Annotated in this window: 15 protein-coding genes; 14 read left to right on the forward strand and 1 reads right to left on the reverse strand. The window is 72.7% G+C overall.

Annotation, left to right across the window (positions count from 1 at the left end):
• The first annotated feature begins 256 nt into the window (after positions 1-256).
• The 7 genes from CPH93_RS29885 to CPH93_RS29915 all read left to right on the forward strand — a co-directional run bounded on the left by CPH93_RS29885 (position 257) and on the right by CPH93_RS29915 (position 16,554).
• A complete protein-coding gene (locus CPH93_RS29885; RefSeq protein WP_443031410.1) occupies positions 257-7,246 on the forward strand; it encodes an SDR family NAD(P)-dependent oxidoreductase in 6,990 nt (2,329 codons plus the stop codon).
• 1 nt (position 7,247) lies between these two features.
• Positions 7,248-11,801: a type I polyketide synthase gene (locus tag CPH93_RS29890; protein WP_096214611.1), complete on the forward strand. Its 4,554-nt coding sequence runs from the start codon at positions 7,248-7,250 to the stop codon at positions 11,799-11,801.
• Positions 11,802-11,866: 65 nt separating this feature from the next.
• Positions 11,867-12,121 carry an acyl carrier protein gene (locus CPH93_RS29895; protein ID WP_231977494.1) on the forward strand — a complete coding sequence of 85 codons (255 nt, stop codon included), beginning with the start codon at positions 11,867-11,869 and terminating at the stop codon, positions 12,119-12,121.
• A gap of 3 nt (positions 12,122-12,124) precedes the next feature.
• A complete protein-coding gene (locus CPH93_RS29900) occupies positions 12,125-12,946 on the forward strand; it encodes an alpha/beta fold hydrolase (RefSeq protein ID WP_093648623.1) in 822 nt (273 codons plus the stop codon).
• Positions 12,943-14,124, forward strand: coding sequence for a glycosyltransferase (locus CPH93_RS29905; RefSeq protein ID WP_096214612.1), 1,182 nt, complete (start codon positions 12,943-12,945; stop codon positions 14,122-14,124). Before CPH93_RS29900 ends, CPH93_RS29905 begins: the two co-directional genes overlap by 4 nt.
• Complete coding sequence (locus CPH93_RS29910; protein WP_096214613.1) at positions 14,124-15,191, forward strand: class I SAM-dependent methyltransferase; 1,068 nt, start codon at positions 14,124-14,126, stop codon at positions 15,189-15,191. Before CPH93_RS29905 ends, CPH93_RS29910 begins: the two co-directional genes overlap by 1 nt.
• Positions 15,192-15,456: 265 nt before the next feature.
• Positions 15,457-16,554, forward strand: coding sequence for a PP2C family protein-serine/threonine phosphatase (locus tag CPH93_RS29915; protein WP_096214614.1), 1,098 nt, complete (start codon positions 15,457-15,459; stop codon positions 16,552-16,554).
• A 17-nt stretch (positions 16,555-16,571) separates the two neighbouring features.
• On the opposite strand, the gene CPH93_RS29920 is transcribed toward CPH93_RS29915, so the two are convergent.
• Positions 16,572-17,279, reverse strand: coding sequence for an AAA family ATPase (locus CPH93_RS29920; RefSeq protein WP_096214615.1), 708 nt, complete (start codon positions 17,277-17,279; stop codon positions 16,572-16,574).
• Between the two features lie 150 nt (positions 17,280-17,429).
• Here CPH93_RS29920 and CPH93_RS29925 point away from each other — a divergent pair, with 150 nt between their 5' ends.
• The 7 genes from CPH93_RS29925 to CPH93_RS29955 all read left to right on the forward strand — a co-directional run bounded on the left by CPH93_RS29925 (position 17,430) and on the right by CPH93_RS29955 (position 26,761).
• Positions 17,430-19,136, forward strand: coding sequence for a sensor histidine kinase (locus CPH93_RS29925; protein WP_096214616.1), 1,707 nt, complete (start codon positions 17,430-17,432; stop codon positions 19,134-19,136).
• On the forward strand, positions 19,129-19,821 hold the full coding sequence (locus tag CPH93_RS29930; protein ID WP_096214617.1) for a response regulator: 693 nt from the start codon (positions 19,129-19,131) through the stop codon (positions 19,819-19,821). The genes CPH93_RS29925 and CPH93_RS29930 overlap by 8 nt, the downstream gene beginning before the upstream one ends.
• Before the next feature lie 328 nt (positions 19,822-20,149).
• A complete protein-coding gene (locus CPH93_RS29935; protein ID WP_096214618.1) occupies positions 20,150-23,110 on the forward strand; it encodes an ATP-binding protein in 2,961 nt (986 codons plus the stop codon).
• Between the two features lie 331 nt (positions 23,111-23,441).
• The gene (locus CPH93_RS29940) at positions 23,442-23,912 is read left to right on the forward strand and encodes a hypothetical protein (protein WP_231977002.1); all 471 of its coding nucleotides are present in this window, start codon (positions 23,442-23,444) and stop codon (positions 23,910-23,912) included.
• Entirely contained in the window at positions 23,909-24,445 is a 537-nt protein-coding gene (locus CPH93_RS29945) for a hypothetical protein (protein ID WP_231977003.1), read from the forward strand. Before CPH93_RS29940 ends, CPH93_RS29945 begins: the two co-directional genes overlap by 4 nt.
• Positions 24,446-24,468: 23 nt before the next feature.
• Entirely contained in the window at positions 24,469-25,602 is a 1,134-nt protein-coding gene (locus CPH93_RS29950) for an MAB_1171c family putative transporter (protein WP_173910022.1), read from the forward strand.
• A complete protein-coding gene (locus tag CPH93_RS29955) occupies positions 25,577-26,761 on the forward strand; it encodes an amidohydrolase family protein (protein ID WP_096214620.1) in 1,185 nt (394 codons plus the stop codon). Before CPH93_RS29950 ends, CPH93_RS29955 begins: the two co-directional genes overlap by 26 nt.
• The last annotated feature ends 15 nt before the right edge of the window (positions 26,762-26,776 follow it).

Consider the following 26,776-nt stretch of genomic DNA (forward strand, 5'->3'; position numbering starts at 1 on the left):
CTGGCAACGCCGGTCGCGGACATCTTGCCGCCGCCGTAGGGGGCTTGAGCGGAATGTGAGCGAGCCCGCGGGTCGGTCCGAGGGGGAGGCCGGCCCTCGTCGTCGTGGTCTTCCGTCGAGTTCCCTGCCGTTGCCGCGCTGCCAAAAGTCTAGTGTTTCTCGCACTATCCGTTGTCGCTGACCACACACTTCCCCGGTGTTCGTTGACGCGCGCGCAGCCGCCTGCTGAGGCTGTTTGCCACCGACCCGCACGCACATGGGCTTGTGGCCTGCACCTGCTGTATCAACATTTTCCGGAGTTTCTGTGACAACCGCACGCCTGACGGATGCTGTCCTGGGGATCAGCCCTTTCGGGGAACCCGATCCGAGAATCGTCGCCGCCGTCTGCCGGGCCGGTGGGCTTGGCGTGCTCGACCTCGGCAAGGGGGACCGGCGGGCCAGGGAGGCGCTGGAGTCTGTCCGGCAGTGGGTGTCGAAGCCGTTCGGGGTGCGGGTGGCCGCCGGGTGTGCCGTCAGCGCGGCCGACCTGGTGGGTGGCGGGGGCGTGCACACGGTGGTGCTCGGCGTGGAGGCGCCGTTGCGGCTGGCCGACGTCGTCGGCGACCACCGGGTGCTCGTCGAGGTCACGAGCCATGCGGAGGCGCTGGAGGCGGCCCGGGGCGGTGCGCACGGACTGATCGCCCGCGGCAGTGAAAGTGGCGGGCGGGTCGGCGAGTTGAGCACGTTTGTGCTCCTCCAGCAGCTGGTGGCGGACCCGGCGCTGGACCTGCCTGTCTGGGCCTGCGGCGGTATCGGGCCGCACACCGCCGCGGCCGCCGTGGTCGGAGGTGCGGCCGGAGTCGTTCTGGATACGCAGCTCGCCCTGCTGGAGGAGTGCGGCCTCCCGGAGGACGTCGCTGCGGCCGTGCGGATCCTGGACGGTTCGGAGACGGTCGTGGCGGGCGGGCACCGGGTGCTGTGGCGCCGGGGGCCGGACGCGCCGGCGGTTCCGGACGACCCAGGTGAAGTGGCCGGCATGATCGGTGCCGGCGATCTGCGGACGCAGCTGCTTCCCGTCGGACAGGACGGCTTTCTGGCCTCCCGCTTCGCGGAGCAGTGGCGCGATGCGGGTGGGGCGGTCCGCGCGGTCACCGCTGCCATGTGCGACGCGGTACGGGATGACGTGCCGCTCGACGCGCTGGGCAGCGGGTCGGCGATGAGCCGGGCCCTGGGTACCCAACTGCCCCTCGCACAGGGGCCGATGACCCGGGTCAGTGACCAGCCGGGGTTCGCCGCGGCGGTCGCCGAGGACGGGGCGCTGCCCTTCCTGGCGCTGGCACTCGCCGGCCCGGAGCAGACGCGCACCCTGCTGGAGCAGACGCGTTCCGCACTGGACGGCCGGCCCTGGGGTGTGGGCGTGCTCGGCTTCGCTCCCCAGCGCACCAGGGCCGCACAGCTGGAGATCATCCGGGAATTCCAGCCGTCCTGCGCGATCATCGCGGGCGGCCGGCCCTCGCAGGCGTCCGCGCTGGAAGAGGCCGGTATCGACACGTTCCTGCACGTGCCCTCGCCCGGCGTGCTGCGGCAGTTCCTGGATGTCGGCGTCCGTAAGTTCGCCTTCGAGGGGTCGGAGTGCGGCGGTCATGTCGGGCCGCGGAGCAGTTTCGCGCTGTGGGAAGCGCAGATCGCCGTCCTCACCGAGTTCCTCGACGCGGCCGAGGACACCGAGGGCGACACGCTGCGGGTGCTGTTCGCCGGCGGGATTCACGACGCACGGTCCGCGGCGATGGTCACCGCGCTCGCCGCTCCGCTGACCGCCCGTGGCGTGGCCGTGGGCATGCTCATGGGCACCGCCTATCTGTTCACCGAGGAGGCGGTGAGCCATGGCGCGGTGCAGCCGCTCTTCCAGCAGCAGGTGCTGGCGGCCCGGCGGACCGAGCTGCTCGAAACGGCGCCCGGCCACACGACACGGTGTGTGACCAGCCCCTTCACCGACAACTACCTCGGCATCAAGGACGAGCTGCGGTCGCAGGGCGTCCCGGAACGGCAGGCGTGGGAGCAGCTGGAACGGCTCAATGTCGGCCGGCTGCGGATCGCCAGCAAGGGTGTGGAACGGGTCGGCGAGGAGCTGACCGAGGTGGATGAGCCCCGGCAGCTCGCCGAGGGAATGTTCATGGCCGGCGAGGTTGCCGTACTCCGGAACCAGGCCACCACGATTGCCGAGCTGCACGCGTCGGTCAGCAGCGCCGCCGCCGATTTCTACACCGAGCACGCCGCGCGGGCGCGCGAGCGGCTCGGTGTGGCCCCCCGGCCGAGTGAGGAACTCCCCGCCCCGGCCCCGCTGGACATCGCCGTGGTCGGCATGTCCTGCATGTTCCCGGATGCGCCGGACCTCGCCAGCTACTGGGCGAACGTGGTCGGGGGAGTCGACGCCGTCAGGGAGGTGTCCTCGGAACGGTGGGATCCGGCGGTCTATTACGCGCCTGAGGCGGACGGTGGCCACACCGATTCGAAGTGGGGCGGCTTCCTGCCCGACATCCCCTTCGATCCGTTCCGCTACGGCATTCCGCCGTCCTCGCTGGGCAGCATCGAGCCGGTGCAGCTGCTGTCGCTGGAGGCGGCGCGCCTGGCACTGGAGGACGCCGGGTACGGGGAGCGGGACTTCGACCGGTCCCGGGCCGCCGTGGTCTTCGGGGCCGAGGCGGGCAGCGACCTGTCGAACGCCGCCGCGCTGCGCTCGCTGCTGCCGGCCTACGTGAGCCAGCTGCCGCCCGAGCTGGACGCCCAGCTGCCCACGCTCACCGAGGACTCCTTCCCCGGCATGCTGGCCAACGTCATCTCCGGCCGGATCGCCAACCGGCTCGACCTGCGGGGCATGAACTACACGGTGGACGCGGCCTGCGCCTCCTCGCTGGCCGCGGTGGACGTGGCGTGCAAAGAACTGTCCGCCGGCACCAGCGACCTCGTGCTGTGCGGCGGCGCCGACCTGCACAACGGGATCAACGACTACCTGCTCTTCTCGTCGGTCCGTGCGCTGTCCCCGACCGGCCGCTCCCGCCCCTTCGACAGTGCGGCGGACGGGATAGCCCTCGGCGAGGGCGTCGCCTGCCTGGTGCTCAAGCGGCTGACCGATGCGGAGCGCGACGGGGACCGTATCTATGCCGTGATCAAGGGAGTCGGCAGCGCCAGTGACGGCAAGTCCCTCGGCCTGACCGCACCCCGTGCCGAGGGACAGCGTGCCGCGCTGGAACGCGCCTACCGCAACGCGGGGGTCTCCCCGACGGAGGTCGGGCTGATCGAGGCGCACGGGACCGGGACCGTGGTCGGCGACCGTACCGAACTGAGCGCCCTCACCGAGCTGTTCACGCAGGCCGGAGCGGCGCCGGGAAGCTGTGCGCTGGGGTCGGTGAAGTCGCAGATCGGGCACACCAAGTGCGCCGCCGGTCTGGCGGGTCTGATCAAGACCGCCATGGCGCTGCGCACCGGCGTCAAGCCGCCCACGAGGCAGCTGGAGCAGCCCAATCCGGCCTGGGACCAGGGGAGCAGCCCGTTCGCCTTCCACACCTCGGCGCGGCCGTGGGCGGCGCGGCCGGCCGAGCGCGTCGCCGGGGTCAGCGCCTTCGGCTTCGGCGGCACCAACTTTCACGTCGTACTGCGTGCCCACGACGAGGGACCGCCGCCGGTGCAGGGGCTCGACTCCTGGCCGGCCGAGCTGTTCGTCTTCCGCGGCGCCGACCGTGAGGACGCCAACCGGGCGATCCAGGAGCTGCTGGATCTGGCGGAGAAGAACGAGCGGGACGGCCGCCCGTGGCGGTTGCGCGACTTCGCGGTGACCGCCTCCCGCCGCTGCGATGCCTCGCGGCATCCGGCGCGGTCGGCGGTCGTGGCGGGAGACCTGGACGAACTGGCCGTGCTGCTCAGGCGGGCGCGGGCGGGCGAGCACGACCCGGCCGCGGGGGTCTTCGCCGTCGGCGCGGACGACGGGTCCGACGACGGTGAGGCCGACGCGAAGGTGGCGTTCCTCTTTCCCGGCCAGGGCAGTCAGCGGCCGGATATGCTCGCCGACCTGTTCGTCGCCTTCCCGGAGGCCCAGCGCTACCTCCAGCTCGGCCGCGAGTGGGCCGAGGACCTCTACCCGCCGCACGCCTTCGACCCGGCCGTCGCGGCCGAGCAGCGGGCCAGGATCACCGACACCACGGTGGCCCAGCCCGCCCTGGGCATGGTCGGCCTGGCCGCGTACGACCTGTTCTCCCGCGCCGGTGTGGTCCCGGACATGGTGGCCGGGCACAGCTACGGCGAATTGGTGGCGCTGTGCGCTGCCGGGGCACTGGACCCGGCAACCCTCCTGGAACTGAGTGCGCGACGGGCCGAGGCGATCGTGTCCGCGGCCGGCACGGACCCGGGCGCCATGGCCGCGGTGTCGGCCGGCATCGAGGACGTCTCGCGGCAGCTCGACGCGGCGGGCGTGGCGGACCGCGTCGTCATCGCGAACCACAACGCGCCCGAGCAGGTCGTCATCTCCGGGCCCGGCGACGCCGTCGCGACCGCGGTGGAGCGACTGCGCGCGCAGGGTTACGGCGCCAAGACCCTCCCGGTGGCCTGCGCCTTCCACAGCCCGGTCGTCGCCGGCGCCGGTGAGCGGTTCGCCGAGGCACTCGCCAAGGCACCGGTACGCGCACCGCAGACGCCGGTGTGGGCCAACCGCACGGCATCCGTCTATGCGCCACGCCCCGAGGACGTACGCACCGAACTGGCCGCACAGATCGGCGCACCCGTCCGGTTCACCGAGCAGATCGAGCAGATGTACCAGGCCGGGGCCCGGATCTTCGTCGGGGTCGGGCCCGGCTCGACGCTCACCTCCCTGGTGTCCGCGATCCTCCGGGACCGCCCGCACTCGACGGTCGGTACCGAAGGGGCGGGCAGCCGGGGCGTGCGCGGTTTTCTCGGCGCGCTCGCCCAGCTGGCCGTCGCCGGCGTGCGGGTGCGCACCGGCTGGCTGTTCCAGGGCCGCCACGCCACCGACCTGCGGCACGCGACTCCCCCCGAACGACCCGGCTGGACCGTCAACGGGCACCTGGTGCGTACCCGTGACGGCAGCCCACTGCCCGGCTCTCTCATGCCGGCCCGACGCATCCAGGAGATGTTGGTGACGACGCCCGACCCCCACGAAGCTGCCGTCAGCCCGGACCGGATGGTCTCCGAGTTCCTGCGCACCAGCCGGGAGATCGTCGCAGCGCAACGCGATGTGCTGCTCACGTACTTCGGTGCCGCGCCGGGCACGCCGGCCCTCGCACCGCCGGCTCCGCAGCTGCCCGTCCACCAGGTGCCCGTGCCGGTCGCACCGGTCACGTCCACCCCGGTCCTCGGCGACCCCGGCCCGCTCGCGCCCGTCCCGGAGGCGGCAGCCCCGCCGGCGCAGGAGGCCCCCACCACTGCCGCGCCGCTCACCGAGGATGACGTGCTGCAGACCATCCTGGGCCTGATCAGCGAACGCACCGGCTATCCGGTGGACATGATCGAACCCGATCTCGACCTGGAGGCCGACCTGAGCGTCGACTCGATCAAACGGATCGAGATCGCCGGTGAACTGGCCGCCCGGGTCCGGGCCGGCGGGGAGAGCGGGGCGGGCGTTTCCCAGCTCGATGACGCGGAGCTGGACGCGCTGTCCGCGGCCCGCACGGCCTCCGGCATCGCCGGCCTGCTGATGGCACGGCTCCGCGGCGACGAGGAGCAGCCCCCCGAGGACCGGAGCCCGTCGGAACCGGTCAGCCGGCCGGCCCCGGTCGAGGTGGTCGCCGAGGCGCCCGCCCGGCTGCTGCTGCGGCAGGTGGCCCTTCCCGAGCCGGCCGCGGACCCCGGCGCGCTGGCCGGAAAGCGGTTCGCGCTGCTGGGCGGGGACAGCCCGGTCGGTGAGCGCCTGTCGGCCCAACTCGCCGCGCAGGGCGCGGAGTTCGTCGTACGCGACGGTCAGCACCTGCTGACGGACGAGGACGGCCCGCTGGACGGTGTGCTCCATCTGGAGGCGCTGACCGGCACCGAGGAGCCGCTGCTGCCGGAGTCGTTCCCGGTGGTGCAGGCCGCGCTGCGGCGCGGGCCCCGGTGGCTGATCGCCGCCGTCCCCGGCGGGGCGGCGGCCGACGACGGGCGACCGGACGGACTGCGGGGGATGTTCCGGACCATCGCCCAGGAGTATCCGGACACGGTCGCCAGGGTGGTCGAGGTCTCCTCCGACGAGCCGGCGGAGGCCGTGGCGGCCACGCTGGTCGGCGAGTTGCTGTCCACCGACCGCGCCCCGGTCGTCCTCCGGTCCTCCGGCGGTCGGTACGGCCTCGAACTGGCCGAGACCGGCCTCGGCCGGCTGGGCGCCACGGGAGCCGGGCCGGCCGGCGACGGTGCGGCCGAGGCCACGGCGATCGGCCTGGACCGGGACGCCGTGGTGCTGTTGGTGGGCGGAGCCCGGGGTATCACGGCACGCTTCGCCGCGACGCTGGCGGCGGCCGCCGGCTGCCGGATCGAGCTGGTCGGCAGGACCGCCGCGCCGAGCGGCCCGGAAGACCCGGCCACCCGGTCGGCGCCCGACCGCGAGACGCTCCGGGCCACCCTGGCGGCGCTCGGCAACCGCACGCCGGCCGAGATCGAGCGGACCGTCGGGCAGATCCTCGCGCAGCGCGAGATCAGCGCCACGGTCGACGAACTGCGCTCCCTCGGCAGTCAGGTGCGGTACCACTCGGCGGACACCCGGGACACCGAGGCGGTGCACCGGGTGGTGAAGGACATCTACGCCGAGTACGGCCGGCTGGACGGTGTGGTGTACGCCGCCGGGGTGATCGAGGACCGGATGCTGGCGGAGAAGGACACCGAGTCCTTCCGGCGGGTGTTCGACACCAAGGTCGACGGCGCCCGCACGCTGCTGGATGCGTTGGAGTCCCTGTCCAACCCCCCTGGTTTCACGGTGTTCTTCGGCAGCATCTCGGCCGTGCTGGGCAGCCGCGGCCAGGTGGACTACGCCGCGGCGAACGACGCCTTGCAGAGCATGGGAAGCCGCTGGGCCGACCGCACCGGCAGCCGGCTCCTCACGGTCCACTGGGGACCGTGGGCGCCCACCGGACAGCACAAGGGCATGGTGACCCCCGAGCTGGCGCGGGAGTACGCCCGCCGGGGAATCCGCCTGATCGACCCCGACGAAGGAACCCTCTGCCTGCTGCGCGAGCTCGCCTGGGGCGAGGAGTCGGACCGCGCCGTCGTCTACACCGCGTCGGGGTGGTGAGATGACCAAGGGGGAAGACAGCCCGGGCGCCCAGATCGCCATCGTCGGCATGGCGGTCCTGCTGCCGGGCGCGGCAGACCTGGAGGCGTACTGGCGCAACCTGGTCGCCGGAGTGGACGCGATCACCGACGTCCCGGCCGGCCGGTGGGACGCCAGCTTCTACGATCCGCAGGCGGTGGGGCGCTCGGACCGCGTCTACTGCCGGCGCGGTGGGTTCGTCGACGAGCTGGCCGAGGTCGAGGTGACCCAGTTCGGGATCATGCCCAACTCGGTGGCGGGCACCGAACCGGACCAGCTCATCGCGCTGAAGGTGGTCGCGGACGCGATCGCCGACGCGGGCGGCGAGGACCGGTTGCCCGACCGCGACCGGATCGGCGTGATCCTGGGGCGCGGTGGCTACCTGACTCCGGGGCTGTCCCGCGGGTCCCAGCGGGTGCGCACGGCCAATCAACTCGTCCGCACGCTCGGCGAGTTGCTGCCCGACCTCGGTGCCGAGCACATCGAGCGGGTCCGGCAGGCGTTCGTCCAGCAGCTCGGGCCGGACGACCCCGAGCAGGCGATCGGCCTGGTGCCCAACCTCACCGCCTCCCGGGTCGCCAACCGGCTCGACCTGCGCGGCCCCGCGTACACCGTGGACGCCGCCTGCGCGTCCTCGCTGGTCGCGGTCGACCAGGCGGTGCGCGAACTGGCCGGCGGGCGCTGCGACCTGATGCTCGCCGGCGGCGTCCACCATTGCCACGACATCACGCTGTGGAGCGTGTTCGCCCAGCTGCGGGCGCTCTCCCCCAGCCAGCGGATCCGCCCCTTCGACCGGGCCGCGGACGGCCTGCTCATCGGTGAGGGGTCCGGCGTCGTGGTCCTCAAGCGGCTCAGCGACGCGCAGCGCGACGGGGACCGGGTCTACGCCGTGATCCGCGGCACCGGAGTGGCGAGCGACGGCCGCAGCGGCAGCCTCGTCAACCCGGACTCCGGGGGGCAGGTGAAGGCGGTGCGGCAGGCGTGGCGCGCGGCCGGTCTCGACCCCGCCCGGCCGGGTTCGATCGGCTTGCTGGAGGCCCACGGGACCGCGACTCCCTCCGGCGACGGCGCCGAACTGGCCACCGTGCAGGAGGTGTTCGGCACCGTCGACGGCGAGGACCGGGCAGTCATCGGATCGGTGAAGTCGATGATCGGCCACACCATGCCGGCCGCGGGTGTGGCCGGCCTGGCCAAGGCGGCGCTCGCCGTGCACCACGGGGTGCTGCCGCCCACGCTGCACTGCGACGACCCGCACCCCGCCCTGGAGCGGACCCGGTTCCGGCCGATCCCCGTGGCACAGGCGTGGCAGACCGAGGGCGGATCAGGCGTCCGGCGGGCCGCCGTGAACGCCTTCGGCTTCGGCGGCATCAATGCGCACGTGGTGCTCGAAGCCCCGCCCGAGGGTGCGGCGGGCCGGCGCAACCGGCCCGCGGTGGCGGTACGGGAACAGGAGCGCGTGCTGCGGCTCACCGCCGACAGCCCCGAGCAGCTCGCCGGGCTGCTGGACGCCGACGACTCGGCGGTGCTCGCGGCAGGTCTCGACGACCGGGCTCCCGGCGAGGGGCACAGCCGGCTCGGCATCGTCGACCCGACGGCCAAGAGCCTCGCCCTGGCGCGCAGGGTGGTGGCCAAGGGCCGCCCGTGGCACGGCCGCAGCGATGTGTGGTTCACCGCCGAGCCGCTGCTCGGCGGGGACGACGGTGCGCAGGTGGCCTTCGTCTTTCCGGGACTTGAGGCCGAGTTCCGGCCGAACGTCTCCGACGTCGCCCGGCACTTCGGCCTGGGCGCCCTGCTCCCCACCCTCCACGCCGGGCAGCCGAGCGAGGTGGCGGACGTCGGCCGGCACGGGGGCGAGGTGATCGCGGTGGGCCGGGTGCTGGACGCCGCCCTGCGGCGGATGGCCATCGTGCCGGACGCGGTCGCCGGCCACAGCGTGGGCGAGTGGACCGCCATGGTCACGGGCGGGTTGTTCGCCGGCCGTGCGGTGGACGAATTCGTGGCGGACTTTGACCCGGACGAGGTGCGGGTGCCGGGTCTGGCCTTCGCCGTCCTGGGCGCCCCGGCCGACCGGGTCGCGGCCGCCCTTGAGGACCGTCCCGAGATCGTGCTGTCCCACGACAACGCGCCGGACCAGGCCATGGTGTGCGGTTCGCCCGGCCCGGTGGACGAGCTCGTGCGCTGGTTTCGCGCGCGGAACGTCGTCGGCCAGGTCCTGCCGTTCCAATCCGGCTTCCACACCCCGATGCTGGCCCCCTACCTCGACCCGATCCGCAGTGCCGCGAGCCAGTTCGCGCTGTATCCGCCCACCGTTCCGGTGTGGTCGGCGACCACGGCGTCGGTGTACCCGCCCACCGAGGCCGAGGTCCGCGAGCTGTTCCTGAGGCATCTGCTGGAGCCCGTGCGCTTCCGCCCGCTGATCGAGGCGATGTACGCGGCCGGCGTCCGGGTCTTCGTACAGGCGGGAACGGGCCAGGTCGGCGCGCTGATCGACAACACGCTGCACGGCCGGCCGCACCTGGCGGTGACCGCCAACTCCCCGCACCGCAGCGGACTCGCACAGCTGCACCGGGTGGCCACCGCACTGTGGGCGGAAGGCGGCGCGCCGGATTTCCGGCCGCTGCGGACTGCGCGCGGCGCGGCGTCGAAGCGCCCGCCGGTCCGGCTGGACCTCGGCGGACCGCTGGTCTCCTTCGACGAGGAGACGCTGGGCAGCCTCCGCTCGGCACTGGCGGCCCGGCCCGCGGTGCGCACGGGCGGCGAACTGTCCGCCCTGGAGGCGGTGGCCGACCGGCTCCCGGTCGCGGGCGAACTGAGCGCGCTGCTGAAGGACACCGCGGACACCGCCACCGCGGTGCTCAGCGCCGCCCGTACGGCCCGGAGGGGCTCCCCGGCGGCGCCCCCGGCATCGGCGGCTCCCCCCGTACCGGCGACGGTGCACAGCGCGCCGGCGCCCGGCGGGCAGGAGTTCCGCACCGTGCTGCGGGTGTCCACCGACACCATGCCGTACCTGCTGGACCACTGCTTCTTCGCGCAGCGCCCCGGCTGGCCCGACGAGGCCGACCGCTGGCCGGTGGTCCCGGCCACCACGGTGATCCACCACATGATGGAGTGCGCCGAGCAGGCGGCGCCCGGCTCGACAGCCGTGGCGGTGCACGGGGTGCAGCTGAACCGGTGGGTGACCGCCAGCCCGGCCGCCGACGTGCCCGTCACCGTGGCACCGCAGGGGCCCGGCCGGGTCGGCGTGACCTTCGGCCAGTTCGCCCGCGCCGAGGTCGAACTCGCGGCGGGCCACCTGGAGGCGCCGCCCCGCCCGTGGACCTGGGACCCCGCCGTCGAACGGACCCCGGAGATCACCGCCAAGGAGCTCTACGAGGACCGCTGGATGTTCCACGGCCCGCTGTTCCAGGGCGTCACCGAACTCACCGCGGTCGGCCCCCGCCACGTACGCGGGCAGCTCACCACCCCGCCCGCGCCCGGCGCCCTGCTGGACAACGTCGGTCAGCTGCTCGGCTACTGGATCATCAGCACGCTGACCGAGCGGACCGTGGTGTTCCCGGTACGCATGCGACGGATGCGCTTCTTCGGCCCGCACCCCGCGACCGGAACCACGCTGGACTGCCTCGTCACGATCACCTCCGTCACCGACACCGCGGTGGAGGCGGACATCCAGCTCGTCGCCGACGGCCGGGTATGGGCGGAGATGCACGGCTGGCAGGACCGCCGCTTCGACAACCGCGAGGAGACCAGGGTCCAGGAACGGTTCCCCGAGCGGAACACCCTCTCCCGCGTCCAGGAGGGCGGCTGGTCGCTCGTCCACGACCGGTGGCCGGACCTCGCCTCGCGCGATCTCGTCATGCGCAACCATCTGAGCAGCGCGGAACGCGAGGACTACGAGCAGCGCCCGCCGCGCGGCCGCGCGCAGTGGCTGCTGGGCAGGATCGCGGTCAAGGACGCCGTCCGCCAGTGGCTGTGGGATCACGGCGAGGGGCCCGTCTTCCCCGCGGAGATCCGGGTGAGCAACGACGAGGCCGGCCGGCCGCGGGTCGCCGGGCTCCACGGCCGGACCCTGCCCGAGCTGGACGTCACGCTGGCGCACTGCGCGGAGACCGGCGTGGCCATGGTGCGCCCCCGTACCGGGCACGGACCCGGCGGGATCGGCATCGACGTGGAGGAGATCACCGAACGCCCGGAGACGGCCCAGGCGATGGCGCTCGGCCCGGCCGAGCGCGCGCTCCTCGGCGCGCAACGGACCGAAGCGGGCGAGCCCGAAGGCCTGTGGTTCACCAGGTTCTGGGCGGCCAAGGAAGCCGTGGCCAAGGCACAGGGCACCGGTCTGCAGGGGCGGCCGAAGGACTTCGCCGTGGTCGCCGCGCAGCCGGAAGAACTGCTGGTGGAGGCGGCAGGCCGGCTGCACCGGGTGTGGTGCCGCCGGATCAGCAATCCGGCAGACCTGGCGAGCAGGGAGTACGTCGTCGTATGGACGACGGAATCGACGGAATCGATGGAAACGATGGACGAACGGGAGACGACGCGGTGAACAGCGGTCAGATACAGCCACCGGTGTGCGCGGACGAGGCAGTGGTGTTCGACGAGATCACCGGAATGCTGCGGGCCGTGCTCGACGATCAGGGGCTGGACGAGGTCGAGATGACCCGGGACACCCGGTTCCACGACGACCTGGACCTGGAGAGCATCGATCTGGTCACCCTCGGCGGCCAGTTGGCGGCGCGGTACGGGGAGCGGGTGAACTTCGCCGAGTTCCTGGCCGGCCTCGAACTCGAAGAGATCATCTACCTCACCATCGGCCAACTCGTGGACTACGTGGTCGGCTGCCTGCGCCGGACGGGAGAGGGCTGAACGGTGGCGGTGATCAACGCCAACGGCATCGCACTGCACGTGGAGCAGATGCCCGCCCGGAACCCCACGGACGCCGCGCCGCCGCCCACGGTGGTGTTCGTCCACGGCATGCTCGTGGACAGCCTCGTCAGCTACTACTTCACCCTGGCGCCGGCCTTCGCCGCCGAGGGGATGGACGTGATCATGTACGACCTGCGCGGTCATGGTCACAGCGAGCGGGTGCCGAGCGGCTACCTGCTGGAGGACTTCGTCGACGACCTCGACGCGCTGCTCGACCGGCTGGAGGTGACCGGACCGGTCCACCTGGTCGGCAACTCCTACGGGGGCACCATCGCGTTCAGCTATGCGGCCCGCCGGCCCGATCGGGTGGCCAGCGTCGCAATGATCGAATCCGAGCCGGCCACCGAGGCCTGGTCGCGCAAGATGGCCGTCAACCTCCGGCGCGGGGCCGACGAGTTCGCCCGTACCGACCTTCACGAGCAGCTGACCCGGGAACACGGGGCGCATGTGACCCGCCGGGTGAAGTCGGCGTCGCGGCTGCTGAATTCCAGCACCATGGCCCGGGACATCCCTGCCAGCCGGCTGCTCGAAGAGGACGAGATCCGCGCACTGCGCTGCCCGGTGCTCGCCGTCTACGGCAGCGAGTCGGAACTCGCCGCCCAGGAACCGTGGCTGAAGTCGCTGCTCACCCACTGCCGGACCGTCGTGGTGCCGGACCAGGAGCACTGGGTGCTGATGGGGGCCACGGACCTGGTGCGCGACCTGCTCACCGGGTGGGTCCGCGAGCACCACGTGGCCGGGGCGGCGGAGGTCGGCGGCCGGTGAGCAGATTCCTGTTCGTGGTGCCGCCGCTGGTCGGCCACATCAACCCCACGCTCGGCGTCGCGGCGGAGCTGGTCCGGCGGGGGCACGAGGTGGCCTGGGCCGGACTGCCGGACGTGGTGCGGCCGTTGGCCGGCGAGCGGGCCGCGGTGTTCCCGTGCGCCGCGCCGCCGCTCGACGACCCTGCCCTGCTGCGGCCGCTCTCGCTCCGGGGACCGGCGGCGCTGAAGTTCCTCTGGGAGCGGTTCCTCGTCCCCCTGGCGGAGCAGATGGCCCCGGGGGTGCGGACCGCGGTGACGGAATTCCGTCCGGACGTCCTGATCGCCGACCAACAGGCCGTCGCCGGCGGGCTGGTGGCCGAGCAGCTGGGCGTCCCCTGGGCCACGTCGGCGACCACCTCGGCGGGGTTCACCGCCCTGGCCGGCATGCCCAAGGTGGAGGAGTGGATCACCGACGTGCTGCACGCCCTGCGGCAGCGGATCGGCGATCCGGGCAGCGCGGTGGACCCGCGGCTGTCCGACCGGCTCGTGCTGACCTTCAGCACCGAGGAGTTGGTCGGACCGGCGGATTCCTTCGGCGACCAGGTACGGTTCGTCGGCCCGTCCCTCGCCTCCCGGCCGTCCACGGACGACTTTCCGTGGGACCGGCTGGATCCCGGGCGCGCCACGGTCCTGATCACCCTCGGCACGGCCAACGCCGAGGTCGGCGCGCGCTTCCTCGCCACCTGCGCGGAGGCGGTGCGGTCCCGCTCGGACCGGCTGCAGGCAGTGGTCGTCGACCCGTCGGGAGCACTGGAGGAGAGCGGAGAAGGGCTGCTCGTGCGCCCGAGCGTGCCCCAACTGGCGCTGCTGGAGCGGTGCGACGCCGTGGTCTGCCACGGCGGGCACAACACCGTCTGCGAGGCCCTGTGGCACGGGCTGCCCCTCGTGGTCGCCCCCATCCGGGACGACCAGCCCACCATCGCCGCCCAGGTGGTCGACGCCGGCGCGGGCGTGCGCGTCCGGTTCGGCCGGGTGACCGCCGACCAGCTCGGCACGGCCCTGGACGCCGTGCTCGACGAACCGGGCCACCGCGCCGCCGCCGAACGGGTGGGCCGGTCCTTCCGCGCCGCCGGGGGCGCAGCCGCCGCCGCGGCCCACCTCGAACCCCTCGCCGCGCCCCCAGCCACAGAAAGCCGTTGATGATGAGCAGGGTCGATCAGGTCGCCGCGCTGCGCTCCCGCTACCAGGACGACCTGGCGCACGGGCCGGCGCGGTTCTTCCAGCCGCGCCGCACCGAATGCCCGTGGTGCGGCGCTGCCCGGCTGAAGGTACGGCTCAAGACCCGCGACCTGTTGCAGGGCAAGCCCGGCAGGTTCGTCCTGGAACAGTGCCAGGACTGCCGCCATGTCTTCCAGAACCCCCAACTCAACGCCGAAGGACTGGAGTTCTACTACCGCGACTTCTACGACGGGCTCGGTGAGGAGAACCTCGCCGCGCTCTTCCGGGGGCACGACGCCCGCTACCCGCTCAGGGCGCAGGCCGTGCTGCCGCACGCCGAGCCGGAGACCTGGCTCGACGTGGGGACGGGACAGGGGCACTTCTGCGACGCGGCGCGTGCCGTCCTGCCCCATACGGTCTTCGACGGGCTGGACATCAGCGCGGGCGTCGAGACGGCCCAGCAACGAGGCTGGGTGCAGCGGGGCTACCGGGGCAACTTCGTCGAGCTGGCCGGGGAACTGGCCGCGCAGTACGACGTGGTCAGCATGTTCCACTACCTGGAACACAGCACCGACCCCGAGGCCGAGCTGATCGCGGCGCACCGGGCGCTGCGCCCCGGCGGGCATCTGCTGATCGAGGTGCCGGACCCGCAGTGCCGGTTCGGCCGGCTGCTCGGCCGCTGGTGGCTCCCGTGGCTCCAGCCGCAGCACCTGCACTTCATTCCGGTGGGAAATCTGCGCGAGCGACTGACCGAGCTGGGCTTCACGGTGGTCGCGGAGGAACACGCCGAACCGCACGACCCCGTCGACCTGCTCGCCGCGGCCTGGCTGGCCCTGAGCAGCGTGGCCCCCCGTAAGGACGAACCGTGGTACCCCGAGGCACCCGGACGAGCGAGCCGCGTCCTGCGGGCCACCGTGCTCGCCGCCGGCGTGCCCCTCCTCGTGCTGGGCTGGCTGCTCGACCGCCTGATCAAGCCCGGGACCCGGCGGCGGCCGGGCTTCTCCAACGCCTACCGTGTCCTGGCGCGCCGCGATGACCGACCGCGCTGACGACGCCCACCGTCACGCTCGGTCACCGGCCACCGAAGCGGATGGCCAGAGCCGCTTCTCCTGAACCAGAGCCGCTTCTCGTGCCCAAGGCCAGCTGGTACGGCGGTGCCGCGCGCACCCCGTATCGCGCGCACCCCGTATCTGTTGCACATACAGCGCATGTGTGAAGCGATGGGCATACCGAGGTAGCCGGTGAGGCGCATCGTGCCGTGGCTGAAGTTTCGTTCCGCGTCGCGAGCGCGGCCCGGCAGCAGGAGAGGGCACTGTGAATGGCTTGCAGCCCGCGCCGGTGAAGGTGCCGTGGACGCTCGTGGCGCTGGCCCTCGTGACCGGCGTGCTGCTGGACCTTTTCGCGTTCGAGCCGTACCTGGGACTCCCGCTCCTGGCGGCCGGACCGCTGATCGCGGGCGCCATGCTGCCCTACCGTTCCGCCGTCACTGTCGTGGCCGTGACGTGCGCGGTCTCGGTGGGGCTGGACATCGAGCGCGGGCGGCCGGCCACGCCGCTGCTCGTCGATCTGGCCGTGGTCGGCCTGATCGGTGTGCTGGCGCTGGCCATCAACGGGCTGATCGCGCGCCAGGGCCGTGATCTGGCGCTGACCAGGGATCTCGCGGAGGCGGTCCAGCTGGCGGTGCTCCCGGACCCGCCGGAGCGGGCCGGTCCGCTGGCGGTGGCCGCCGGATATGTCGCGGCGCAGGCGGAGGCACGGATCGGCGGTGACCTGTACGCGGTACAGGAGACGCCCTTCGGGGTGCGAATGATCATCGGCGATGTACGCGGCAAGGGCATCCAGGCCGTCGCCGCCGTCTCGGTCGCCATCGGCGCCTTCCGGCAGGAGGCCGAGTACGCCCCCACGCTCGACACCCTGGTGCAGCGGCTGGACGAGGCGATGACCAGGGCGGCGGCCCGGACCGGCCCGATTCCGTCGAGCGAGGGCTTCACCACCGCCGTACTGGCCGAGGTGTCCGCCGACGGCCAGGTACTGAGCCTGGTCAACCGCGGGCACCCGCCCCCGTACCTGGTCCACGGCGGGCGGCTCGTACGACTCGATCCGACCGTCCCGCAGCTGCCCCTCGGCATGGGGCTGGACGACCTCGCTCCCGTGGGGCGGGCGCCGGCCGAGGTGGTGCGCCTGCCCCCGGGCGCTTCGCTGCTCATGGTCACCGACGGGGTCACCGAGGCGCGGGACGCACAGGGAACGTTCTACGACCCGCTGCTTTCGAGGCGCATGGGCCGGCGGTTCACCCACCCCGATGCCCTGGTGGACGCCCTGATCAAGGACGTCGACCGCTGGACCGGCGGCGAAGGCCAGGACGACATGGCCGTCCTGGCGGTCACCCGCAGCCTCGCCTCCCGGTCGTAGGGCGGCTCGTGGGGGTCTCAGCCGAGGACGTGCCGCAGATAGGACTGCGGGTCGCCGAGATAGCGGCGCCAGTGGTCGACCAGGGCAAGTTCCTCCCAGGCCACGCGGCGCATGCCGTGGTCGCCGATCTCGACGATGTCCGCACCCGGCAGCGCGGTCAGCAGCGGGGAGTGGGTGGCGCAGACGACCTGACCGCCACTCTTCACCAACTGGTCGATATGGCCGAGCAGTTCGAGGCAGGAGGCGAACGACAGCGCGGCTTCCGGCTCGTCCATCACGTACAGCCCGGGCTTGAGGAACTTCCGCCGGAACGCCTCCAGGAAGCCCTCGCCATGGCTGACGGAATCCGGCGCGAACCCCTCCCGCTCCAGCGCGTTCAGCGCCGTTTCGGCGCGCAGGAAGAAACCCTTGCGGGCCGACCAGCTGCTCAGCATCTGCCGTCCACGCGGTGCCGCGTCGAAGCGGATCCGCTCGCCCAACGCCGATTTGGCCCGGTGGCTGGCGTAGCGCCAGTCGTGGGAACCGCCCCAGGGGTCCAGGCCGAAGCCCTCGGCGAGCGCCTCGACCAGCGTCGATTTGCCCGAGCCGTTCTCGCCGACAAGGAAGGTCACCGGCGCGGTGAAGCGCAGCCCGTTCGCCAGGAGGTCGCGCACACAGGGCACGGACCAGGGCCACTCCCGGTCGTCACCGGAGGCCACGTGTGCGTACGCACGTTCGATAATCACCCGTCGAGTCTTGCACGGGGGCCCGGGAACGAGGAGGACCGGCGCGCCTGCCGTTCATGGGCCTCTTTCCTGGGCCTCTGTCTTTGGGCAGAGGCGGGTCCGCCTCAAGGAGCACGGGAGCCCCGTGCGTCGCCCCCGATAATCGTCGGTATGTCGTCCAGCGCCCCACCCGTGCCCGAGAACCGCGCTACCCGGAGCCTCTTTACGGAGCCCGGGGAGCCGGGGCGGCAGCTGTGGCGGGCGGCCGGCGAGGCGGTGCTGGCCGGGGCGCTCGTGCTGCTCAGCTACCAGGCCGAGTCCGCGATCGACGCCAGGCTGGGGGCGGTCTGGGCGGCGGTGGCCCTGGGGGCCGTCGGCGTCGCGCTGGTGCTGGTGCGGCGCCGGTACCCGGTGGCCGGTGTGGTCGGGCTGGCCGCGCTGATGGGGGTGGTGCCCTCCGTGGCGCTGCTGACCGCGGTGGCCGCCTACACCGCGACCCGGCAGCTGAGGACGCCACGGAGGCAGGTCGGGGTGCTGCTCGCGGCGGCCGCCTCGGCGATGCTGACCTGCGCGGCGTTCGCTCCTGTGCTGGGGGTGGGCAGCCGGCTGTTCGGCCTGGCCCTGGCTGCGGTGTTCGCCGTCACCACGGTCGTGGTGCCCGGGCTGGTCGGTACCGCCGCGGGGCAGAGCAACCGGCTGTTGCGGGCGTTGCGGGAGCGCGCTGCCGCCGCCGAGGAGGCGCGGCGGCTGGCGGACAGCGAGTCGCGGATGCGCGAGCGGTCGCGGATCGCCGCGGAGATGCACGATCTGGTCGGGCACCGGCTGAGCCTGGTCTCGCTGCACGCGGGCGGGCTGGAGATGGCGCTGCTCAAGGAGGCGCCCGAGCTGCGGGACGAGGCCGCTGTGGTGCGCCGTGCCACCCGTGATGCGATGCAGGAGCTGCGGGAGGTGCTGGGGGTCCTCGGGCCGTTGGGCGGCGAGCCGGGCATCGGCGCGCTGACCGATGCCACCGGCACCCGGGCGGACGTCGAGGCGCTGGTCGAGGAGTCGCGCGCCGGCGGCATCCCCGCCGAGCTGGTCTGGGAGGGGCCGGATCTCGACGCCCGCCCGGCCCGGGTGCGGCGGGCGGTGCACCGCGTGGTGCGCGAATCGCTCACCAACGTGCACCGGTACGCGGCCGGGGCTCATGTGACCGTTGCCGTCCGGCACATCGGCGAGCGGGTGGAGGTACGGGTGCGCAACGGCGCTCCGCCCAAGCGGCCGCCCGTAGCGACCGGGCTCGGCTCCGGGCGCGGGCTGACCGGGCTGCGGGAGCGGGTGGCGCTGCTCGGCGGCGGCCTGGAGGCCGGGCGGACGCCCGGCGGCGGCTTCGCCGTTGCGGCCGACCTCCCCGCCGACCCCGGGCCCGGCGCGGAGACGGCGGAGGCGGCGCCGTACGACAGCGGAACGGTCGCCGTCGACGAGCCCGGCAGCAGGCTCTCCGTCCTCCAGCGGCGCATCGCCGTTGCCGTCACCGGGCTGCTCGGCCTGGTGGGGCTGGGCGCGATGACGCTGTTCGGGGTCTTGCTGGTGGACCATTCCCGGTATGACCTCGCGTACCGGAACCCGGAACCGCCCCGGGTGGGGATGACGAGGGAGCAGGTGCAGCGCGCCGTGGCGCCGGACGACGCCGCGTCGCGCGCGGCCGCCGCCGGGCGCGAACCGCCGCGGCCGCGTTCCGCCACGGACTGCCTGTATCCGTACACGGACGAAAAGGCCGCGCACGGGCGGCTGGCGCTCGTCCGCTACTGCTTCCGGTCCGACACTCTGATCGCGATCGACCGCTTTGCCGTTCCGGTGGTGACCGAACCGCACGCTGGGAGAGGGACACATGACTGACCAGGCCAACTCAGTGGACTCCGGGGCGGGTTCGGCGATCCGGGTGCTGCTCGCCGACGACGAGGAGATGATCCGGCACGGCGTCCGGCTGGTCCTCCGGCACGCCGACGGCATCGAGGTGGTGGCCGAGGCGGCCAACGGCGCCGAGGCCGTCCGGCTCGGCGCCGAGCACCGTCCCGATGTGGTGCTCCTCGACGTCCGCATGCCCGTACTCGACGGGCTCGCGGCCGTCGCACCGCTCGCCGCGCTCGACCCCGCGCCGAAGGTGGTCATGCTCACCACCTTCGGCGACGAGGAGAACGTCCTCCGCGCCCTGCGGGACGGCGCCACCGGCTTCCTGCTCAAGGACGAGGGGCCACAGGAGCTGATCAGCGCGGTACGGGCCGCGGCCGCCGGGGACGCGGTGCTCTCGCCCGGCGTCACCGGGACCGTCATCCGGCAGATGCTGAGCCGCGGCGGAGGTGGCGCGACCGCCGCGGACAGCAGGGTGACGGAACTGACCGGCCGGGAGCGGGAGGTGCTGCGCATGCTGGGGGAGGGGCTCTCGAACCTGGAGATCGGCAGGCGGCTCGGCATCGGCGTGGGGACGGTCAAGAGCCACGTCGGCTCGATCCTGGGGAAGACGGGGTGCGGCAGCCGGGTACAGGCGGCGCTGCTGGCGCACCAGGCCGGGCTCATGGGCTGAGCCCGGGGCGGGGCTCATGGGCCGAAGCCCCGGGGCCGGGCCGGGGCTTCGCCCCACGAGCGCCCTTCTCCGACCCGAGAAGGTGAGGCCGGCTCTCCGTCACACGGCACGCCACGCTGCCGTTCGCCGTCACACCCCGTGACCGCCCGGGACCACGACACGTAGGCCGCACCACCACGACACCGGGCCGCCCGTACCACGACACATAACGGCTCAACCTCGCCGAACAGGGCGGTGACTCGCCGAAAACCGATCTGCGCCGCCGCATGTGCAACCTGCCTACGCAAGCCGGCGTCTGAAACACCGAGCGACAGAAGGTGAGCACCGGATGGACAGGCGCCGACGCGACACGACGGATCCGGCTCTCCCGCGGCGCGCCGAGCCGCCGCAGGACCGTGCATCCGAGCAGGCCGCTTGGCCCTTCGTGGGACGTACCGCCGAGCTGACCGCGCTGCATGCGGTGGCCGGGGAAGTCCGCAACGGGGGGCTGCGGGTCGTACAGCTCGACGGGGACGCCGGCATCGGCAAGACGGCCCTGCTGCACCACTGGCTCGACGGGCTCCCCGACTTCCTGGTGCTGCGGGCACATTGCCACGCGCTGGAGCGTGATTTCGCCTTCGGGACGGTCCGGCGGCTGCTGCGATCGCTGCCGGCCGCCGACCCCGGCATCGAGCACGGGCATCCGTTGCACGGCGCCGCCGACTCGGTCCTGCGCATGCTCTGCCTGGAGGACCGCCCGCACCAGGCATCCGGCGCCCGCGCCGACGGGGCCGAGACGATACGGAGCCTGAACCACCTCGCCTTCCGCTTCTCGCGTCGCCGGCCGCTGGTGCTGGCGATCGACGACGTGCAGTCGATCGACCCGCCGTCGCTGCGGTGGCTCGCGGGCCTGGTGCACCAGGCGGACGCCCACCCCATTCTGCTGGCCGTCACCACGCGCACGGGCGAACGGCCCGCGCCCGAGCCGCTGTTCAACGAGCTGGCCCACTCCTCGATATGCCGCACCGTGCCCCTGGAGCCGCTCGCACCGGAAAGCGTGGAACGCCTGGTCGCGGAGGTGTTCGACACCCGGCCCGTGGATCCGTCCTTCGCCGCCACCTGCCACGCCGCCACCGACGGCCACCCGCTCTTTCTGCGGGCCCTGCTGTGCGATGCCCGGCGCAGCGGCGTACGGCCGGACAGCAAGGGACGCGAAAGCATCAAGACCTTCGGTCTGCACACGCTGCAGCGAGAGATCAGGGACCGGCTCTGCCAGGGGTCCGAGGACACCGCCGCACTCGCCCGGGGGCTGGCCATTCTGGGCGACCGCCGGCCGCCGGAGCTGCTGGCGGCCTACTGCGGCAAGGGCGAGGCCGTGATCCGGTGCGCTGCGGCGGAGTTGCACGCCCTCGGCCTGCTGCGGGCCGGCGACGACCTGTGCTTCGTACACCCCGTCGTCCGGGACACCGTGCGGGCCCAGTGGTCCCCCCAGGAGATGGGCGAGGCCCATGCCAGGGCGGCACGGGTGCTCCACCTGGGCGGGCGGCCCGACGAGGAGGTGGCCGCACACCTGCTGGCCGCCGGTCCGGTCGAAGGCGGCTGGGCGGTGGCCGTCCTGCGCCGGGCCGCCGAAGAGGCCGTACGCAGGGGCGCCGCCGAGACCGCCGTGACCTATCTGCGCCACGCGGTGCACCAGCCGATCACGCCGGAGGAACAGGCCCAGGTCCTCCTGCAACTCGCCACCGCCGCCGGCCACTACGACCCGGCCCTCGCGGTGTCGTACGCGGCGGCGGCGCTGGAGGGGCTGAACGACGCCTCGCTCCGTACGAAAGCCGTCGGCGTGATCACGTACTCCTCCCTCCTGTCCCGGGACCACCGCGGGCTCGCCGTGGGGCTGGCCGGCCTGACCGCCGAACTGTCCACGCCGGCCGCTTCCGCGCCGAGCGCCCGCGAGCGGCGGCTGCGCAAGGAGGCGCTGCGCTGGTGGCTGGAGTTCGAGCGGCCCTCGTTGCGGAGCGCGTCCGGACAGCCGAGCGTGCGCTTCGACGAGGACCTGACGGGCAGCACGCCGGGGGAGCGACAGCTGCTGGGCATCCGGGCGTTCGACGCCCTGCGGGCGGGCAAGCCGGCCGGGGAGGCCATCGAGCTGGTCAACCGCGCCGGTGTCAACCTGCCCATGTTCTCCCTCGACCTGTTCCCGCTGCACTACTGCGTGGCCCGCTCCCTGCTCCATCTGGACCAGCTCGACCGGGCCGAGCAGTTCTGCGGCCATCTGCTGCGGGAGACCAGGGCACGGCGCCTCGACCTGCTGTCCGCGTCGCTGCTCATCTACAAGGCGAGCATTCTGTGGGCGAGGGGGGACATCGGGGAGGCGGCCGCCACGGCCCACGCGGCGGCCGAGGGGCCCTGGCCGAACGGCGAGCCACCGTACTGGCTGTCGTTGGACACCATCCGGATCGACGCCCTGGTGGAGCAGGGCGATCTGGAGATGGCCGAGACCCTCGCGGCCCGGCACTCCAGCACCGACCCGGCCGACGTCTCCTGGGAGTGGAGCCGCTTCCTGATGAGCCTGTCGGCGCTGCGCACCGCCCGGGGCGACCTCTACGGCGGCCTGTCGCTGCTGCGGGAGTGCGGCCACCACCTCGCGACGTCCGGCGCCCTCAGCCCGGCGATCGCCCCCTGGCGGTCCCGCGCCGCCGTCCTCCAACTGGCGCTGGGCCGCCGTCGCGACGCACACGCCCTCCTGGAGGAGGAGCTCGATCTCGCGAGGCGCTGCGAGATCCCGCGCGCCCTGGGAGTGGCGCTGCTCGCCCAGGGGACGATGATGGACGGGCCGAGAGGGCTCGCCCTGCTGGCCGAGGCCGTGAGCACGCTGGAACGCACGCCCGCCCGTCTTGAGCACGCCCGCGCGCTGCATGCGTACGGGCGTGCGCTGATGCAGCGCGACGACAAGGCCGGTGCGCGGGCCGCCGTACGCCGCGGACTGGAGATCGCCACCGCGTGCGGGGCCACGTCGCTCGCCCGGCGCCTGCAGAAGAGGCTGCACGACGCGGGCGGCCGGGCCACCACGCGCGTGGCGCACCCCGGTGGCAACCTGACGGTCAGCGAGGAGCGGGTCACCGCGCTGGCCGCCCAGGGCTACAGCAACAAGCAGATCGCGCAACGTCTCTTCGTGTCCCTGCGGACCGTGGAGACCCACCTCACCCGTGCCTACCGGAAGCTGCACATCGCCGGGCGCTCCCAGCTCGTCGCCGCGCTCGGCAACGGCAGCGGGAGCTTGGGCGCGCAAGGATCCGGCGGAGGGATGTGAGCGCGAGCCGTTCCCCTGTGACGGCCCGGGCCACGTCCTCCACCGGATCGCGGGTTCCGGTGTACGGCCTCCCAGAGCTGCGAGCGGGAGGGGCGGGCGCACCCGCACTTCGTCACCGGTCTCGCGCGCGACGGGCTGTCGTGGGAAGCACGGCCTCCAACGTGCCTGTGGAGAGGGCGTGTTCCTGCGCCAGCTGGTGTCATGCGCGAAGCGTCCAATATATTGGCACTCTGTGGAGTGGAGGGTCAAGTAGTCTTGTGTAGTGGCCAATCAGTTACTACACAGTGCTGACACAGGGGATGACGGGCGGGTCCGGCCGGGGAGCGTGGGCATGGTGGGAGAAGCTGGCCGAGGCAGCGGAACGTCGCTGGCCGAGCGGCTGAACGCATTGTTCGCGAGGGTGCGGTGGACCGATGCCCATGGCCGGCAGCGGGAATACTCCACTGCCGAAGTGGCCAAGGCGGTGACCGCCGATCCGTCGCACCCGGCGACGCTGTCGCGGAGTTATCTGGCCATGCTGCGCAACGGGTCGCACACCAACCCGACGCTCAGCGTCCTGGAGGGGCTGGCGAAGTTCTTCGACGACCACCGCGAGCCGGAGTCGCGCCCGATCACGGTCCAGTGCCTGGTCGCCCAAGAGGACCCCGAGGACGCGCTGTTGCGCGAACGGCTCGCCGGTCATCAGGTGCGGAAGATCGCGATGCGGGCGGGCGCGATGACGCCGGCGATGCGCGAGCAACTGCTCAAGATGATCGAGACATTCGATGAGGACGGGACCCCCGGCAACGGCGCCGGGGCGTGAGAAAGGACGCCGTGGCCGTACGCGAACGCGAACTCCGCCGCTCTTGCAAGCATCTGCTGCGGCAACTCGACATTCAGCCTCCGCTGGAGGTGTACGAGTTATGCCGCCGGCTCGGTGAATTCCGGGGAAAACCCATACGGTTGATTCCCTGGGCGCTGCCGATACCCGGCCCGTTCGGGGTGTGGATGTCCCGGCCGCACGAGGAGTGCATTTTCTACCAAGAGGAAACGACCCGCGTACATCAGGACCACATCATCCTGCACGAGATCGGCCATATCCTCGCCGACCACCAGGACGACGGTGGTTCGGACGAAGAACTGCCGGATCTCGGTCCGGATTACCCCCGCGACGAGGTCCCCCGGGGATTTCGCCGCACCTGCTACACCGAGGACTATGAACGCGAGGCCGAACTGGTCGCGACCATCATCCAGGAGTGGGCGGTGGTCATCGACTACGCCACCCCGCGCACCCCTGAGGATTCCGCGCTGGGCCCCCTTCGTTCGGCGCTGAACCCCCGCTGGGGGTGGACGTAATCTTCCAACAGCCAGTGACCCTGATGCTGATCGTCGGGGCGATATGGAAGATCGTCGACCTGACCCGCGCGCCACGGGACCGGGTGCTGCGCCTTCTGGTCGCCTGCCTGCTCCTGCTGGCCGCCGGGCAAATCCTCAGCTTTCCCGGCGCCACCCTCGCGGTCGATTCCGCCACGGCCCTCGGAGTCGGAAAGGTCGCGTTCAATGCGGTCTACATGTCCGGCCTCGGCGCGCTCATCCTGGTCTTCCTGTTCTCCCTGTCCGGCCCGGACAGGGCCCGTCGGCGCCGGGTCCGCCTCCACGCCGGCCTGCTCGCCGGTGTCCTGACCGCCCTGGTCATCGACATGATCGCGACGCCGCCGGCGCTGCGCGGTCACACCTTGACCACTGCGGACATGACACAGCCGGCCATCGCCGCGTTCTACGTCATCGGCAATGCCTATTTCGTCTACGCCTATCTCACCCCGGCGCGCTGGGCGTTGCGCTATGCGCGCCTGGCGACCCGGCACCTGGCGTTCGGCCTGCGGGTCATGGCGCTCGGCCTGTTCGTGCTGGCGGTCACCTCGGTCAATCGGGTCGTCTGGGTCTTTCTGCGCATCGACGCTCCCGGGGGGCATCAGGCGTTCAACACCGTGAACTGGTCGATGACCGACTGGGCACTGGGCATCGTCCTGCTCGGGCTGACCTATTCCGCAGGCATGCAAGTAGCCGCGCATCTGCGGTCAGTTGTGTACCACCGCCGTATGTACCGCGAGCTCACCCCCTTGTGGACCGCCCTCGCCACGGCTTATCCGGAACTCGTCCTGAACGTCGAGCCGAGCGGTTCCAGGTGGCGTCGCTTCCGGCTCCGCCGCACCCACGAGCGGTTCTACCGCCGGCTCATCGAATGCCGCGACGGACTGGTGCGGCTGAGCCCCTATTTGGCACGCGTCGCTCCCGATGCCGATCTCGCCCGCGGCCCGGCCGATCAACTGGCCCGGCACATCGCCGAGGCGCTCGCGCTGAAGCCGGTCACCGAGGATCCCGATACGGCCTTTTCCGCCACCCGCATCGCCTCCCCTTCCGGCAATGACCTGGGCGCCGAAGCCCGCGAACTCGTCGCCGTCTCCCGTGCTTATGCGAAAGGACACCGTGAACAAGGTACTGATAACCGCTGACCTGGTCCTCACCGGACATGCGGACCAGGAGATCCGCGACGGCGCCGTACTCGTCGACGCCGGCGTGATCACCGCTGTCGGTACCGCGGCCGAGCTGGCGGCGACGGTGGATCCGGGCGTGCGGCGCCTGCACTGCCCGGGGGCCACGGTGCTGCCCGGGCTGATCGACTGCCATGTCCACCTCGCCTTCGACGCGGGCCCGGACCCGGTGCGCGCGGTGGCCGAGGCCGCCCCGGACGAGCTCGCCGCCGCCATGGCGGACCGCGCCGGACAGCTGCTGGCCGCCGGGGTGACGACCGTACGGGACCTCGGCGACCGCGACGCCCTCACCATTGAGCTGCGCGCGTCCATCGCGTCCGGGAGGACGGCCGGGCCGCGCACTCTCGCCGCGACCGCACCCCTGACCCTGCCCGGTGGCCACTGTGGATTTCTCGGCGGGGGAGTCACCACCGACGACGACATCCGCCGGCAGATCGCCCGCAACGCGGCGGCCGGAGCCGACCTGATCAAGGTGATGGCCTCCGGCGGCGCCCTCACCCCCGGCGGCCCGCGGATGTGGGAATCGCAGTTCACCCGCGCCCAACTGCGCCTGATCGTCGAAGAGGCCGCTCGCCACGGCCTGGAGGTGGCGGCACACGCCCACGGCACCGCCGCCATCGCCGACTGCGTGGAAGCCGGCGTCCGGACCCTTGAACACTGTTCCTGGCGCACCGCCGACGGCGTCACCTACGACCCGGAGGTCACTCGCCGCATCATCGAGAACGACATCGCCGTCTGCCGCTGTATCTCCGGGGACTGGCAGCTGTTCCTCCAGCAACTCGGCCCCGACCGCGCCGAGTCGATGGCCACGGTCATCCGCGACATGCGGGAGGCCGGTGTCCGGTTCATCGCCGGCACCGACGCCGGTGTGCCGGGAGCGCGGTTCGGCGACTACGTCGGCATGCTCGAATTCTTCGCCTCCCTGGACTTCACCCCTGCCGACGTTCTCGATATGGCCACCGTCAACGCCGCCCGCGCCCTGGGGCTGACCGACACCGGCGCCCTCCGCCCCGGCCTGCGCGCCGACCTCCTCGTCGTCGACGGCAACCCGCTGCACGACCTGGCCGCCCTCCGTCGCGTCCGGCACGTCTTCATGAACGGTCGCCACGAGAGCGTCTGAGGGGCCGGCCGGGCC

The sequence above is a fragment of the Streptomyces sp. 2323.1 genome (assembly GCF_900221035.1).
Classification (GTDB): Bacteria; Actinomycetota; Actinomycetes; order Streptomycetales; family Streptomycetaceae; genus Streptomyces; species Streptomyces sioyaensis.